The organism is Burkholderia sp. AU45388 (assembly GCF_030481585.1).
Lineage (GTDB): Bacteria > Pseudomonadota > Gammaproteobacteria > Burkholderiales > Burkholderiaceae > Burkholderia > Burkholderia sola.
In genome coordinates this window covers 185399-199463 of the sequence record NZ_JAUJPV010000001.1, presented here as the reverse complement: position 1 = coordinate 199463, position 14065 = coordinate 185399, and the positions used below count along the sequence as shown (strand labels likewise).

The 14065-nt window shown below is 68.3% G+C and carries 12 protein-coding genes; 6 read left to right on the top strand and 6 right to left on the bottom strand.

Features of this window, described 5'->3' with window-relative positions:
* Positions 1–211 precede the first annotated feature (211 nt).
* Entirely contained in the window at positions 212–850 is a 639-nt protein-coding gene (locus tag QZM72_RS00865) for a MarC family protein (RefSeq protein ID WP_089471687.1), read from the bottom strand.
* A 122-nt stretch (positions 851–972) separates the two neighbouring features.
* Between QZM72_RS00865 and QZM72_RS00860 the strand changes: the two genes are divergently transcribed.
* Positions 973–1191, top strand: coding sequence for a DUF6566 family protein (locus QZM72_RS00860; RefSeq protein WP_059574987.1), 219 nt, complete (start codon positions 973–975; stop codon positions 1189–1191).
* 197 nt (positions 1192–1388) lie between these two features.
* Here the strand turns inward: QZM72_RS00860 and QZM72_RS00855 are convergent, their stop codons facing one another.
* From QZM72_RS00855 to QZM72_RS00840, 4 genes are all read right to left on the bottom strand, one after another.
* Positions 1389–2915: an FAD-dependent oxidoreductase gene (locus QZM72_RS00855; RefSeq protein WP_301736858.1), complete on the bottom strand. Its 1527-nt coding sequence runs from the start codon at positions 2913–2915 to the stop codon at positions 1389–1391.
* A gap of 346 nt (positions 2916–3261) precedes the next feature.
* The gene (locus QZM72_RS00850) at positions 3262–3717 is read right to left on the bottom strand and encodes a DUF1269 domain-containing protein (protein ID WP_301736856.1); all 456 of its coding nucleotides are present in this window, start codon (positions 3715–3717) and stop codon (positions 3262–3264) included.
* Positions 3718–3813: 96 nt separating this feature from the next.
* A complete protein-coding gene (locus QZM72_RS00845; RefSeq protein WP_301736855.1) occupies positions 3814–4266 on the bottom strand; it encodes a phosphate-starvation-inducible protein PsiE in 453 nt (150 codons plus the stop codon).
* Positions 4263–4637: a LysR family transcriptional regulator gene (locus tag QZM72_RS00840; protein ID WP_367620019.1), complete on the bottom strand. Its 375-nt coding sequence runs from the start codon at positions 4635–4637 to the stop codon at positions 4263–4265. Before QZM72_RS00840 ends, QZM72_RS00845 begins: the two co-directional genes overlap by 4 nt.
* 419 nt (positions 4638–5056) lie before the next feature.
* On the opposite strand from QZM72_RS00840, the gene QZM72_RS00835 reads away from it, so the two are divergent.
* The 5 genes from QZM72_RS00835 (at position 5057) to QZM72_RS00815 (ending at position 13160) form a co-directional block, all read left to right on the top strand.
* Complete coding sequence (locus QZM72_RS00835) at positions 5057–6136, top strand: Dyp-type peroxidase (RefSeq protein ID WP_301736853.1); 1080 nt, start codon at positions 5057–5059, stop codon at positions 6134–6136.
* The gene (locus tag QZM72_RS00830) at positions 6129–6944 is read left to right on the top strand and encodes a family 1 encapsulin nanocompartment shell protein (protein ID WP_301736852.1); all 816 of its coding nucleotides are present in this window, start codon (positions 6129–6131) and stop codon (positions 6942–6944) included. The genes QZM72_RS00835 and QZM72_RS00830 overlap by 8 nt, the downstream gene beginning before the upstream one ends.
* Positions 6945–7048: 104 nt before the next feature.
* Entirely contained in the window at positions 7049–7318 is a 270-nt protein-coding gene (locus QZM72_RS00825) for a hypothetical protein (RefSeq protein WP_089471686.1), read from the top strand.
* A 608-nt stretch (positions 7319–7926) separates the two neighbouring features.
* A complete protein-coding gene (locus tag QZM72_RS00820) occupies positions 7927–10758 on the top strand; it encodes an ATP-dependent Clp protease ATP-binding subunit (RefSeq protein ID WP_301736851.1) in 2832 nt (943 codons plus the stop codon).
* Positions 10759–10880: 122 nt separating this feature from the next.
* Complete coding sequence (locus QZM72_RS00815; RefSeq protein WP_301736850.1) at positions 10881–13160, top strand: FdhF/YdeP family oxidoreductase; 2280 nt, start codon at positions 10881–10883, stop codon at positions 13158–13160.
* 294 nt (positions 13161–13454) lie between these two features.
* Here the strand turns inward: QZM72_RS00815 and QZM72_RS00810 are convergent, their stop codons facing one another.
* Positions 13455–13901, bottom strand: coding sequence for a hypothetical protein (locus tag QZM72_RS00810; protein ID WP_301736849.1), 447 nt, complete (start codon positions 13899–13901; stop codon positions 13455–13457).
* Positions 13902–14065 lie beyond the last annotated feature (164 nt).

The window sequence follows — 14065 nt, the reverse complement described above, 5'->3', positions numbered from 1 at the left end:
CAACGCACACTGCGCGTGGTGACACGCGGGCGGGAAGCGCTGCGATTTCGGGGAAAGACCGGGCCGGGGAATCAGTGGGTCGGCGCGACGTTGCCGCGGGTGCCGCCGTTGTCATTGCACGCGTTCGGCCACGGAGATCGCTTCGACGCGCTTCAGTTCGTCGTCGATCGACAGCGTCGTGCGGCCACCCGATGCAGTCGAACGGACGCGCTCAGTGCGGCAGCCCGAACGCGGCCTTCAGGCTCGCGACGATCATCTGCATCGCGATCGCCGCGAGAATCATCCCCATCAGGCGCTGCGTGACGGCCGTCACGCGCGGCGACAGGAAATGGCCGATCAGCGGCGCCGACAGCAGCGACACGGCGAGCAGCACGAGAAACGCGCCAAGCCCGAGCGCGAACGCGAGCTCCTGCCCGCTCGCGACGGCGCCGTGTCCGAGCACGATCATCGTCGCGATCGTGCCGGGGCCAACGAGCAACGGGATCGTCAGCGGATAGATCGCGACGCTTTCGGCGGCCGTCGGATCGGCGCTTTCATCGCTGCCCGGCGCATGCTGGCGGCTCGGCGAACCATGCAGCATCGACAGCGCGATCAGCAGCACCAGCAGCCCGCCCGCGAGGCGGAAATCGTCGATCGTCAAGCCGAACACGCGCAGGATCGCGCCGCCCGCGACGGCCGACACGATGCAGCCGACCGTCACGCCGATCGCGGCCGTCAGCGCGACCTTGCGGCGCACGCCGTCCGCCGCGCCTTCGGTCAGCGACAGGAACACCGGGATGTTCGCGATCGGGTTCATGATCGCGAACAGCGCCGCGAACACCTTGATCGAAAAGGTCAGGTCGAAGGTCACCGGGTCGCTCCCCTCTCGCGCGGCAAGCGACAGGCCGCGGCCGGTTCGTTTTCGATGCGCGGCGCACGCGAGGCTGATACGATCCACGCACCACGTTCATTCACGACGGAGGGCCCCGATCGATGCAAGCCACCGACACTTTCATGGGTCACGAGATTCGCGTCGACGCGACGCGCAACGCGAACGGCGCGTGGGTCGCGCAGGTGCGGATCTTCCGCGACGGCGCGCCGGTCGATCTGCCCGCGCCCGAACTCGTCACGCCCGAATGGCTGACGTGCGACGAAGCGCTGCGCGGCGGCATCGACCAGGGCCGCGTGATGATCCGGACGCGCGACCGGTAACGACGCCCGCATTGTCCGCGCACCGTCGGCCTGCCCTGCCCGCCGTGCGGCACGACGTCGACCTTCACCTCGCCGGGCTGATACAGGTCGCGCAGGCGCGTTGCGATACGCGGCGCGAACCCGGTTTCGAAACGTACACGGACGTCGGGGTTCATCTCGTCTCCCTTCAAGGTTCGGCGGGTGTCGTCATGCTGCGTTCAGGCGGGCGCGATCTGCCGCTCGAGCGCCGCTTCGGCCTTCAGGCTGTCGAGATCGCGAGCGATCGTCACGACCGCGAGCCGCGTGTTGCCGCGCCAGTACGCGATCGAGCAGTCGTGCGCGCCGAGGTCGCCGTCGATCTCGACGCGATCCCATTGCTCCGCATGCCCGACATAGCGAAGCGTCAGGTCGTAATGCTGACTCCAGAAAAACGGCACCGCGTCGAACGGTCGCTGCTGGCCGAGCAGGTTGCGCGCGGCGACGATGCCCTGCCGCTCGGCGACGACCCAGTGTTCGACGCGAATCCGCTCGCCCGTCAGCGGATCGGGCCACCGCGCGATGTCTCCGGCCGCGTAGATGCCGGGCGCGCTCGTCTGCAGGAAGCGGTCGACCGTCACGCCGCGTTCGACCGCGAGCCCGGCCTCCTGCACGAGTTCGACGTTCGGATGCACGCCGATGCCGACCAGCACGACGTCGGCCGGCAACACGTCGCCGTTCGACAGCGTCACGCTGTCCGGCCCGATCCGCGCGGGCGTCGCGCCGAGATGGAACACGACGCCGTGCGCTTCGTGCAGCGCCTTGATCGTGTCGCCGAGCGCGTCGCCGAGCACGCGGCCCATCGGATGCGGATCCGGTGCGACCACCTGCACGTCGAGCCCGCGCGTGCGCAACGCGGCGGCCGCTTCGAGCCCGATGAAGCTCGCGCCGACCACCACGCAGCGGCGCGCGGTTTTCAGCTTCGCGATCAGCGCATCGCAATCGGCGCGCGAGCGCAACGTACAAACGTGCGGTAAATCGGCACCGGGCACGTTCAAACGGTTCGGCTCGGCGCCCGTGGCGAGCAGCAGCGCGCCGTATTCGATACGGCTGCCGTCGGCGAGCTCGACCGCCCGCTGCGCGGGATCGATGCGCGCGACTCGCGTGTTGCAGCGCACGTCGATCCGCTGCCCGCTATAGAACGACGGTGCGCGCAGCGGCAGCCAGTCGGCCTGAGCCGTGCCCGCGAGGTAATCCTTCGACAGGTTCGGCCGGTCGTACGGCGGATCGGCATCGGCGCTCAGCAGCGTGATCGCGTGCGGGTAGCCTTCCTGCCGCAGTGTCACGGCCGCCGCGATCGCAGCGGCCCCGCCGCCGACGATCACGACCGATGCGGGCAGCCCGGCCGCCTTCGGCGCAGGCGGCGCGGCGGCCGGCCGCGCGTCGACCACGACCGCGCGGCCGTCGCGCCGCTCGACGCGCCAGCACGGCAACCCGTCGAGCGCCGGTGCACGCTCCATCTCGCCGGTGCGCAGGCAGAACGCCGCGTGATGCCACGGGCAGCGAATCGTGTCGCCGACGAGCAGGCCCTTCGCCAGCGGGCCGCCGTAGTGCGGGCATTGCGCGCCCACCGCGAACAGTTCGTCGCCGCGGCGCACGAGCAGCACCGCCGCATCGCCGACATGGCCTTCGATCATCGCGCCGTCGGCGAGATCGTCGAGCGCGATCCCTTGCGTGAGATCGGGTGAGGACGCATCGCTTCCAGTCATGACGTGGCTCCCGAAAAGTCAGGTAACGATCCCATTATCGACATCCCTCCTGAAAAGAACAGGTACAGACGCCTCGCAGCGCACGCAAACGCGGACGGTAGCTCGTACACGATCCGCGACCGGCGTAGAACCTGATCGACGTTGCGGCGCAACACGCCGGCCGCGCGGCGAGGGGCCGCGCGAGCCGCGCAATCCGCGTGCCGCCTTCACCTGCCAAAGGAGCACTACCCGATGGCCACCGTCCTGTGCGTGCTCTACCCCGATCCTGCCGATGGCTATCCGCCACGCTATGTGCGGGATTGATCGACGCGCATGCAATGCTCCCGAATCGGTTCGAAAGGGGCGCTCAGTCGAGCGCGTGGCGAAAGACCTTGCCGCCAAATCCCGTCACGACGTTGTCGACCGAGAACGGCGTGTCCTCCTCGGCTTCGAGAATGACCGCGACGCTGCCGGGCACGAGCCGTGCCGCGACCGTCTCGACGAACGTGCCGTCGAGCAGCGCATTGCCGGCCGCTTGCGCGAGAATGCCGGCGCCCGCGCCGGCCGCCATGCCGGTCACCATGCCGATCGGCCCGGCCAGCATGCCGAGCAAGCCACCGGCGATCGCGCCGATCACGCCGCCCTTGAACGGCCGCGATTCGGTGTCGAGCACCGCGAGCTTGCCGTTCGCGTCCTTCTCGACGACGACGCCATTCTCGATGTGGAATCCTTCGTTCTTCTCCGACAACGCCTCGAAATCGTTCGCGGCCCGGCGGGCCGTCTCGACGCTGCCGAACACGGCGACGATCAATTGTCTGGTCATGCAACACCTCGTGTGTCGGGATGAAGATGAATATGAAGATGAAGCCGCACGTCGCACGGCGCACCGGGGTTCGCTTCGCACGCCACGCGGGCCGCGTTACTTGCGGGCATGCACGTCGTCCTCGACATCGTCGACGTCCGCCGGAAAGCGATGCTGGCCAAAGCTGAGGATCAACACGCCGACCGCGAGCAGCACGATCCCGAAAGTCGTCATCAGCATCCGCTCGGGGCTGTCCGTCGCCCCACGCAGGATCAGGTCGCGCGCGAGCGACGTCATCGCGATGAACAGCGGAAACCGCACCGGCAGCCGGCCGAGCCGCAGGTAGCGCAGGTTCATCGCGAGCACTTCCAGATACAGGAACATCAGCAGCAGGTCGGTCAGCGACACTTCGCCCGCGAGCACGACCTTCCACGCCTCCTGCGTCATCGCGAACGCGGTCGCCAGCCCGATCACGACCAGCCCGGCCAGCTCGGCCGCGTGAAGGAAATGGCCGAAGCGGCGACGAATGCGCTCGGCGGCCGTATCGGCGGAGGCAGTGGAGATATTCAACGCGTCGTCCGGTGCAGTGTCGTCGGTGCCGCGATCGATGCGCCATCGCCGCGGCGGCGGGTGTCGGGAAACGGAAAGCCTGAGACGGGCGGGCGGAAAACCGTTGCGCACGCACCGGTTCCGACCGCGCCGGTCGCCTGCGCGACCGCGGACAGCGTGCGCCGGCAACACGCATGAAACGCGACGCCGGCCTCGGTGCACACGACGTCGCCCGAGCGGTCCAGCAGCAGCCGGCAGCCTAGATAGCGTTCGAGGCCGTCGAGCCGCGCACTCACCTGCGCGACGTCGAGCTGCAGATCGGCCGCCGCGCCGGACAGCCCGCCGTGCTCGACGATTGCACGGAAAATACGCATCGCTTCCAAAAGGTTCATCATGATGGTCGTCGCCGGGCGGAGCGGAACCTAATCTACTGCACGCGACATGCACGCTCAAGAGCACAGCGCCGCGCGCGCGAGGAGTACAGCTGCGCGGGCGCCGCACAAAACCGAGCCCTGTTTGACCCATTCGAATGACAGATCATCGATACGTGTTCCAAAGCCCCGTCGAAGCTGCTAGATTGCAGGCTCGACGACGTTACGCGGTGCGGACAGTTCACGCGCCGGGCGAACGCGCGGCCGATACGTCCGCCTCCCCATCGCGCCGGGAGCCGGCCACCGCCGCTGCGGCCCGTTGCGCGATGCCCGCGCAACGTCCTTCATCCGCATGTCACAAAGCACAGAGAACAGTCGCATGACACAGTTCAACCGTTCGCCTTCGCGCGCCGCGGCTGCCGCGGCCCGTCCGTCCCGACATGACTGACCGGCAAGCCGCGATGCAGACTCCCCCTCCCCCGCTCTCCCAGGCCGTCCACAGCCCGATCACGCGCAGCGCGATCTTTCTCGTGGCGACGATCAATCCCGGCGCCGATCACGCCGACACGATCCGTTCGTGGTGCGGCGACATCGCCGCGCTCGTGCGCTCGGTCGGCAAGCGCGTGCCGGGCGGCAACCTCACGTGCGTGTGCGGCTTCGGCTCCGACGCATGGGATGCGCTGTTCGGCGAACCGCGCCCCGCGTCGCTGCATCCGTTCCGCGAATTCGGCGCCGGCCAGCGCGTCGCGGTCGCGACGCCCGGCGACATCCTGCTGCACATCCGAGCCGAAGCGATGGACCTGTGCTTCGAACTGGCGACGCAATTGCTCAATGCGCTCGGCGACGCGGTCACGGTCGTCGACGAGGTGCACGGCTTCCGCAATTTCGACCAGCGCGCGATGATCGGCTTCGTCGACGGCACCGAGAACCCGGAAGGCCGCGAAGCGGTCGACTTCACGGTAATTGGCGACGAAGACGCCGAATTCGCGGGCGGCAGCTACGTGCTCGTGCAGAAGTACCTGCACGACATGGCCGGCTGGAACGCGCTCGCGGTCGAAACGCAGGAGCGCATCATCGGCCGCACCAAGCTGTCCGACATCGAGCTCGCGCCGGACGTGAAGCCGTCGTGCTCGCACAGCTCGCTGACCACGCTCGACGAGGGCGGCCAGGAAGTGAAGATCCTGCGCGACAACATGCCGTTCGGGCGCCCGGGCGCCGGCGAATTCGGCACTTATTTCATCGGCTACGCGCGCTCGCCGGCCCCGATCGAGCAGATGCTCGAGAACATGTTCGTCGGCCGCCCGCCGGGCAACTACGACCGCCTGCTCGACTACAGCCGCGCGGTCACCGGCTCGCTGTTCTTCGTGCCGTCGGCCGACCTGCTCGAGGCGCTCGCCGACCGCCCGGCGCCGCCCGCCGAAGCCATCCAACCGGAATCCACGCCGTCCGCGCCTGCCGCACCGCATCGCGACGGCTCGCTGAACATTGGCTCGCTGAAAGGAACCCCAACCTATGAATAATCTGCACCGCGAACTCGCGCCGATCTCGTCGGCCGCCTGGGAACAAATCGAGGAGGAAGTGGCGCGCACCTTCAAGCGATCGGTGGCCGGCCGCCGCGTCGTCGACGTCGACGGCCCCGCCGGCCCCGATCTGTCGGCCGTCGGCACCGGGCACCTGCTCGACGTCGACGCGCCGCGCGAGCTCGTGAACGCGCGGCTGCGCGAAGCGCGCACGATCGTCGAGCTGACGGTGCCGTTCGAACTGAGCCGCGACGCGATCGACAGCGTCGAGCGCGGTGCGCGCGACGCCGACTGGCAGCCGGCGAAGGAAGCCGCGCAACGGCTCGCGTTCGCCGAAGACGGCGCGATCTTCGACGGCTACCGCGCGGCCGGCATCGTCGGCATCCGCGAAGGCACGTCGAACCGCCGGCTCACGCTGCCGGCGGACGTCGGCGCGTACCCGGACGCGATCAGCGACGCGCTGGAAGCGCTGCGCCTGGCCGGCGTCGACGGCCCGTACTCGGTCGTGCTCGGTTCGGACGCATACACCGCGCTCAGCGAAGCGCGCGACCAGGGCTATCCGGTCCTCGGTCATATCAAACGGATCGTCAGCGGCGAGATCATCTGGGCGCCGGCGATCAGCGGCGGCTGCGTGCTGTCCACGCGCGGCGGCGATTACGAGCTGCACCTCGGGGAAGACGTGTCGATCGGCTACACGAGCCACACCGACAAGGGCGTCCGCCTGTACCTGCGCGAAACGTTCACGTTCCTGATGCTGACGAGCGAGGCATCGGTGGCCGTGGCGCCGCAGGGCAACGCGGCCGCCTGAGCGCGGTTGCCGGCGCGCGCTGCCCGCCCGGGCGTCGCGCGCGACGGCCGCACCGCCGGCCGCGGGTTCGTCGCCGATCCAGCCCATCTTGCATGGAGGATGTCATGAGCGAATCGAATGACGCATTACAGGCGCTGCAGGCGTCCGTCGCTGCCCTGAAGCAGACGGTGGACGCGCACGCGAGCAGCCAGGCCGGCGACACCGCCGTGCTGTTTACCGTCGTGTCGCTGATGCTGGCCGAGCTGCCGCCCGACACGCGCAACCTGGTCGAGGATTCGTTCTCCGTGTGGGCCAATGGTCTGCAGAATGCGGCGCTGTCGGCCGACGTCAAACAGATCGCGCGGCAACGGCTCGCGATGACACTCTCCGACTGATCGTGGTGCACCGCGGTTGCGCGATGTCCGGCGCGTGCGGTGTCGCCCGCCTTCGCCTTCTCCGGCCGCACGGCGCATCGCGCCTTCGGTGCGCGCATGGCCAAACGCCACCGGTTCGCGCCCGCGCGTCGCGTGCCGTCTCGCGTCCCGCCTCGCGCCCCGTTCGGCCGCTGCCGGGGCACTGCGCGCCGATGTCGCACCGCGCGCCGTTCGGGCGTCGCCCTGTCCCGCTTCCTGCGCCGCAAGCCGTACGCGCCGCACACGCCCGCGCCGCCGCCCGCTTGCGCGTCTGTACTCCTTGCCGCCCCGTCCCGCGTCGATGCGAGGGTGCAATTCACGACCGGTCCGGCATGGAACTGTGTCTTGGACGGACCGCGTCGATTCGTTATTTTGAACGCAGTCGAAGCGATGCCGTGGGCTCCTTGCCGCACTCGCGCGTCCCGCCGCGACCGCGATCGTGCACCACGCCGGCGCGCACCGCGCGACCGCGCGGGTGCGACACGCGCCGCCGCAGCCTGTGTCGTGCGGACGCGCTCGGGACGTGCGAGCGCCGCACCGCATCGGGCGTCACGCTTCGACCCACCTTCACCGACAGGAGCCAGACCACCATGCCCGCACTTTGCGATATCTGCCACGCGCGGCCGGCCGTTGCGCGCGCCACCGTGATGCAGGACGGCGAGCGCAAGACGATCTCGATCTGCGATTACCACTTCCGTCAATTGATGCGGCATCAGAGCATGCTGAATCCGTTCGATTCGCTGCTCGGCGGTGGCGGACCGTCGTCGCTGTTCGGCGGGCTCGGCGACGAATCGCCGCTCGCCGCCGAGATTCCGCGCGAATCGGTCGACCCGACCGACGCGTTCAGCGAGCAGACGCTCGAACTGCTGCAGCGCGCGGCCGAGAAGGCGCACGCGCTGCGCCGCAGCGAGCTCGATTCCGAACACCTGCTGTACGCGCTCGCGGACACCGACGTGTGCGCCGCGCTGCTGAAGGAACTGAAGCTGTCGCCGGAGGACATCAAGTCGTACATCGACGCGCATGCGCACACCGGCACGGCCGACCCCGATGCGCCGCTCGACAAGCTGTCGATCTCGCCGCGCGTGAAGAAGGCGGTGCAGTACGCGTTCCAGGCGTCGCGCGATCTCGGCCACTCGTACATCGGCCCCGAGCACCTGCTGATCGGGCTCGCATCGGTGCCGGACAGCGTCGCCGGCACGCTGCTGAAGAAATACGGCGTGACGCCCGAGGCGCTGCGCCAGAAGGTCGTGAAGGTGGTCGGCAAGGGCGCGGAGGACGGCCGCGTCGATGCGCCGACCGGCACGCCGAATCTCGACAAGTTCGGCCGCGACCTCACCGCGATCGCGCGCCAGGGCAAGCTCGATCCGGTGCTCGGCCGCGCGCAGGAAATCGAGAGCACGATCGAGGTGCTCGCGCGCCGCAAGAAGAATAACCCGGTGCTGATCGGCGAGCCGGGCGTCGGCAAGACGGCGATCGTCGAGGGGCTCGCGCAGCGGATCGTGAACGGCGACGTGCCCGAAGTGCTGCGCGACAAGCGGCTCGTCGAAGTCAACATCAACTCGATGGTGGCCGGCGCGAAGTATCGCGGCGAATTCGAGGAACGCGCGAAGCAGCTGATCGACGAAGTGACCGCGAAGCAGGACGAACTGATCCTGTTCATCGACGAGCTGCATACGATCGTCGGCGCGGGCCAGGGCGGCGGCGAAGGCGGCCTCGACATCGCGAACGTGCTGAAGCCCGCGCTCGCGCGCGGCGAGCTGAGCCTGATCGGCGCGACGACGCTCAATGAATATCAGAAGTACATCGAGAAGGACGCCGCGCTCGAACGCCGCTTCCAGCCCGTGTTCGTGCCGGAGCCGAGCGTCGAGCAGACGATCGTGATCCTTCGCGGGCTGCGCGACAGCCTCGAGGCGCACCATCAGGTGACGTTCGCCGACGACGCGTTCGTCGCGGCCGCCGAGTTCGCCGACCGCTACATCACGTCGCGCTTCCTGCCCGACAAGGCGATCGACCTGATCGACCAGGCCGCCGCGCGCGTGCGGATCGGCGCGACCTCGCGCCCCGTCGACATTCAGGAAGGCGAAGCGCAGATCGCGCAATTGAAGCGCGAGCAGGATTACGCGACGTCGCGCAAGCGCTTCGACGAAGCGAAGCAGTTCGAAGAGCAGATCAACGCGAAGCAGAAGGCCGTCGACGAGATGATGGAGGCGTGGCAGCGCAAGACCGGCTCGGAGACGCTCGAAGTGACCGTCGAATCGGTGGCCGAGGTCGTGTCGCGGCTCACCGGCATCCCCGTCTCCGAACTCACGCAGGAAGAACGCCAGAAGCTGCTGAAGATGGAAGAGCAACTGCGCGAGCGCGTGGTCGGCCAGAGCGATGCGGTGGTCGCCGTCAGCGATGCGGTGCGGCTGTCGCGCGCCGGGCTCGGCCAGACGCACCGGCCGATCGCGACGTTCCTGTTCCTCGGGCCGACGGGCGTCGGCAAGACCGAGCTCGCGAAGGCGCTGGCCGAAACCGTGTTCGGCGACGAGCAGGCGATCATCCGCATCGACATGTCCGAATACATGGAGCGCCACGCGGTCGCGCGGCTGATCGGCGCGCCGCCCGGCTACGTCGGCTACGACGAAGGCGGCCAGCTCACCGAGCGCGTGCGGCGCCGCCCGTACAGCGTGATCCTGCTCGACGAGATCGAGAAGGCGCATCCGGACGTCTACAACGTGCTGCTGCAGGTGTTCGACGACGGGCGTCTCACCGACGGTAAGGGCCGCGTGGTCGATTTCAGCAACACGATCATCATCGCGACCAGCAATCTCGGCGCGGCGATCATCAGGGACAACCTCACGCAGCCGGAGGCCGCGCGCAAGACCGACAAGGCGATCCGCGAGGAACTGATGCAGGTGTTGAAGGGGCATTTCCGGCCCGAGTTCCTGAACCGGATCGACGAGGTGATCGTCTTCCACGCGCTGTCGAAGGACAACATCCGCGCGATCGTGCAGATCCAGCTCGACCGCGTGGTACGCACGGCCGCCGCGCAGGACATCACGCTCGTGATGGGCGACTCGCTCGTCGCGCACCTGACCGAAGCCGGCTACCAGCCGGAGTTCGGCGCGCGCGAGCTGAAGCGCCAGATCCGCCAGACCATCGAGACGCGGCTCGCGAAGGAGATCCTCGCCGATCGGCTGAAGTCGGGCGACACGTGCGAGCTCGACTACGACAAGGACAGCGACGAAGTGAAGTTCAACAAGCTCGCCGCGCCTGAAGCGAAGGACGCGAAGGACGCCGACGGCAAGGCCAAACCGAACGGCAAGGCCGGCAAGGCAGCCGCAGACGCAAAGGCGGACGACACGCCTGCCGACGCCCCGCCGCGCGCCGCGAAGCCGTCGGGCAAGAAGTCGTCCGGCGCGAAGAAGGACGCGCACTAAAACAACGCATGCCCCGCACGCCGGGGCGCGCATGATCGGCTCCGTCCGCGGACGGAGCCGCCCCACGCCGCGACACGGCGCAACCGAGCCACCCGCATCGGGCCCGGCTATTGGAGATTCACATGACAAATCGACGCGAAGTGCCTGGCATCAGGAAATACGACGGGCCCGCCGGCGGTTGGGGCGCGCTTCGCGCGACCGCCGATGCGGTGCGCTCGCAGATGGAAACCATCGAGGCGCCGATCGTGCTGATGCGGACCAACCAGCCCGACGGCTTCGACTGCCCCGGCTGCGCGTGGCCGGACAAGGAACACAAGTCGACGTTCCAGTTCTGCGAGAACGGCGCGAAGGCCGTCACGTGGGAAGCGACGACCAAGCGCGTGACACCCGAGTTCTTCGCGGCGAACACCGTGTCGTCGCTGCTGCGCATGTCGGACTACGAGCTGGAGAACATGGGCCGGCTCACGCATCCGCTCGTCTACGACCGTGCGACCGACACGTTCCGCGCAATCGAATGGGACGACGCGTTCGCGCGCATCGGCGAAGTGCTGCGCGCGCTGCCGCCCGAGCAGGTCGAGTTCTACACGTCGGGCCGCGCGTCGAACGAAGCCGCGTACCTGTATCAGCTGTTCGCGCGCGAGCTCGGCACCAACAATTTCCCCGACTGCTCGAACATGTGCCACGAGCCGACCAGCGTCGGCCTGCCGCAATCGATCGGCATCGGCAAGGGCACTGTGTCGCTCGAGGATTTCGACCACTGCGAGCTGATCATCTCGATCGGCCACAACCCCGGCACGAACCATCCGCGGATGATGGGCACGCTGCACGAGTGTTCGCGCCGCAACGTGCCGATCATCGTGTTCAACCCGCTGCGCGAACGCGCGCTCGAACGCTTCGCCGATCCGCAAGACATGATCGAGATGGCGTCGTTCGGCTCGACGCGCATTGCGTCGACGTACTACCAGGTCGACGCGGGCGGCGACGCGGCCGCGCTGAAGGGCATCATGAAGGCGCTGCTCAAGCTCGAAGCCGAGCGCGGCGACGTGCTCGACCGCGATTTCATCGCGCAGCACACCGACGGCTTCGACGCGTTCTCGGCCGATCTCGAAGCCACGTCGTGGGACGACATCGAGCGCGCGAGCGGCCTCAGCCAGGCGCAGCTCGAAGAGGTCGCGCTCGCGTACGCGAAGTCGAACGCGACGATCGTCACGTACGGAATGGGCGTCACGCAGCACAACAAGGGCACGGCCACCGTGCGGCTGATCGCCGACCTGCTGCTGATGCGCGGCAACATCGGCAAGCCCGGCGCCGGCGTATGCCCGCTGCGCGGCCATTCGAACGTGCAGGGCAACCGCACGGTCGGCATCACCGAGAAGCCGTCGGCCGAATTCCTGAAGAAGATCGAGGACGTGTGCGGCTTCACGCCGCCCGCGAAGCACGGGCACGACGCGGTGCAGGCGATGCAGGCGATGATCGACGGCACCGCGAAGGCGCTGCTGTGCCTCGGCGGCAACTTCGCGGTCGCGCTGCCCGATCCCGAGCTGTCGTTCCCGGCGATGGCCAAGCTCGACCTGAGCGTGCATCTCGGCACGAAGCTGAACCGTTCGCACCTGCTGGTCGGCAAGGAAACCTTCATCCTGCCGGTGCTCGGCCGCACCGAGCTCGACATGCAGGCCACCGGCCGGCAATCGATCACCGTCGAGGATTCGATGTCGATGGTTCATGCGTCGGCCGGCAAGCTCAAGCCGGCGTCGGACCAGTTGCGCTCGGAGCCCGCGATCGTCGCCGGCATCGCGCATGCGACGCTGCCGAACAGCAAGGTCGCGTGGCTCGATCTGATTGCGGACTACGACCGCATCCGCGACCTGATCGACAAGACGGTGGCCGGCTTCGACGCGTTCAACGAGCGGATTCGCACACCGGGCGGCTTCCGCCTGCCGCTGCCGCCCACCGAGCGCGTATGGCCGACGCCGACCGGCAAGGCGATGTTCTCGGTCTACAAGGGTGTAAAGGAGGACGCGGACGTGCTCGGCGCGGAACAGGTGCTGCGGCTGATCACGCTGCGCAGCCATGATCAGTACAACACGACGATCTACGGGCTCGACGATCGCTATCGCGGCGTGTTCGGCCGGCGCGACGTGCTGTTCATGAACGCGGCCGATCTCGAGAAGTACGGGCTCGAGCACGGCGACCTCGTCGACATCGAGACGGTCACCGCGTCGGGCCGCACGCTGCGCCTCGAGAAGATCACCGCGATCGAGTACGACATCGCGCCGGGCTCGGTCGGTGCGTACTATCCGGAAGCGAACGTGCTCGTGCCGCTCGACTACATCGACAAGGAAAGCGGCACGCCGTCGTACAAGTCGGTGCCGGTGCGCGTCGCGCGCTCGGCGGTCGTCTGATGCCGCGGCACGCGCAGCCTCTGCCCGGCGGCTCGCTCATCGTCACGCCGGCCTGCCCGGCGCCGACGGCGAGCGGATCGATCGAGGGCGTTGCGACTGCCGCGGCTGTCTCCTTCTGAAATGCCGCTCACGCAGCGTTCGTGTCGTCGCGTGAGCGGCAAGGGAGACAGTCGGCTGACAGGCTGAGCGGCGCGAAATGCGGTTGTTGGCTGGTGTTGACGCGCCAAAGCCGGGACGGCGCCGTCACCGGCGCCCGCGCGCATCGCGGGCACCGGTTTCGACGAATCGTGTCGGCTACACGTCGGCCCACGCGTCGGTGCCCTTCTGATACTGCATCACGCCGCCGTGGAGCCGCACCCGCAGGTTGCCGTCCGGCACCTGCACCCAGTTGGTCATGTCGAGGCTCATCATCAGCGCGGCGAAGAAATCCTGCACCTCTTGCGACACGTTGGCCTGCCAGACGTCGATGCGCCCGAGGCACGCACGCATGTCGCCGCTTTGCTGCATGATCGTCTCGACCTGCCCGGCGACATCCGCCGCCGTATCGTAGACCTTCGTGCCGCCGTCGCCGATGATCGACAGATGGATGCCGCGCACCAACGTCGGCTGGCCCGGCGTCTGCTCGACGAGCGCGATGCAGCTCGTCATCGCGCCGAAATCGATTTCCGTCGCATCGCCCCATTTGCGCTCGCCAACCCCCAGCGGCGCGACACCGTGTACGTTCTGAATGATGTAGGACATGGGTTCCTCACATGATTGGACAGCACTGCCGGTAGCAGGCCGCGACACGTTCAACCCGGAACGTGCGTCGCGCCCGCCGCTCACATCCCGCATCGGGCCTGCCGGCCCGGCGGGTCGTGTCGATTGAGACTGCTTCGCCTGCCGCACGCGCGGCACGCGCATGC

Coding starts and splice junctions, on each gene's coding strand:
- QZM72_RS00860 (WP_059574987.1), top strand. CDS start 973: ATGCAAGCCACCGACACTTTCATGGGTCACGAGATTCGCGTCGACGCG.
- QZM72_RS00835 (WP_301736853.1), top strand. CDS start 5,057: ATGACTGACCGGCAAGCCGCGATGCAGACTCCCCCTCCCCCGCTCTCC.
- QZM72_RS00850 (WP_301736856.1), bottom strand. CDS start 3,717: ATGACCAGACAATTGATCGTCGCCGTGTTCGGCAGCGTCGAGACGGCC.
- QZM72_RS00815 (WP_301736850.1), top strand. CDS start 10,881: ATGACAAATCGACGCGAAGTGCCTGGCATCAGGAAATACGACGGGCCC.
- QZM72_RS00825 (WP_089471686.1), top strand. CDS start 7,049: ATGAGCGAATCGAATGACGCATTACAGGCGCTGCAGGCGTCCGTCGCT.
- QZM72_RS00810 (WP_301736849.1), bottom strand. CDS start 13,901: ATGTCCTACATCATTCAGAACGTACACGGTGTCGCGCCGCTGGGGGTT.
- QZM72_RS00840 (WP_367620019.1), bottom strand. CDS start 4,637: ATGAACCTTTTGGAAGCGATGCGTATTTTCCGTGCAATCGTCGAGCAC.
- QZM72_RS00830 (WP_301736852.1), top strand. CDS start 6,129: ATGAATAATCTGCACCGCGAACTCGCGCCGATCTCGTCGGCCGCCTGG.
- QZM72_RS00820 (WP_301736851.1), top strand. CDS start 7,927: ATGCCCGCACTTTGCGATATCTGCCACGCGCGGCCGGCCGTTGCGCGC.
- QZM72_RS00855 (WP_301736858.1), bottom strand. CDS start 2,915: ATGACTGGAAGCGATGCGTCCTCACCCGATCTCACGCAAGGGATCGCG.